We start from the raw sequence: 556 nt of genomic DNA, 5'->3' as shown, positions 1-556 counted from the left end.
AAGAGCGACGCAACAGTGTGTTGCTGCGGGAGTGGAATTCTACTCAACCGCCTTCTCGAGTCAAGCCTTATTTTCAAAGGCTTTTCGAGGTTACCGACGAGGTTGTTTGCGTTGCCGCTTGCCCTGTCGATGGAGGCGCATTATAGGGAACAGATTCTTTCTGGCAACCCCTCTCCTACAATAAAATTGCAAAAAACAGCACTTTTTTAGTTATTCATATCCAGCCACAGCTTTTATACAAACTTATCCACAGAAACACCCTTCTGGTTGCTAGAATGGCCGAAAACAAGGAGGCCAAGATGGACTTGCGACTGAGACCCTATAAGGGATAACGCCCGCACTGGGCAAGCGGGTATATGTAGATCCCTGCGCAACACTGGTGGGAGATATCGAACTGGCCGACGATGCTCGAATGAAATGAACAGACAATTCACCATTTCGCCAGGTTCAGGAACAACTCTTACTTCCTATATAGAAGGAGTTGAGGCAGTTGAGGCAGTTGAGGCAGTTGAGGCAGTTGAGGCAGTTGAGGCAGTTGAGGCAGTTGAGGCAGTTG

The 556-nt window shown here is 48.4% G+C and carries 1 pseudogene; it reads left to right on the top strand.

What is annotated here, in order from left to right:
- Positions 1-299: 299 nt before the first annotated feature.
- A pseudogene (locus OKC43_RS16325) lies at positions 300-409 on the top strand (gamma carbonic anhydrase family protein); the annotation flags it as partial.
- Positions 410-556: the final 147 nt, after the last annotated feature.

The organism is Aeromonas sp. Y289-2 (assembly GCF_027705925.1).
GTDB lineage: Bacteria > Pseudomonadota > Gammaproteobacteria > Enterobacterales > Aeromonadaceae > Aeromonas > Aeromonas veronii.
This window is presented reverse-complemented; position numbering and strand designations above follow the sequence as displayed.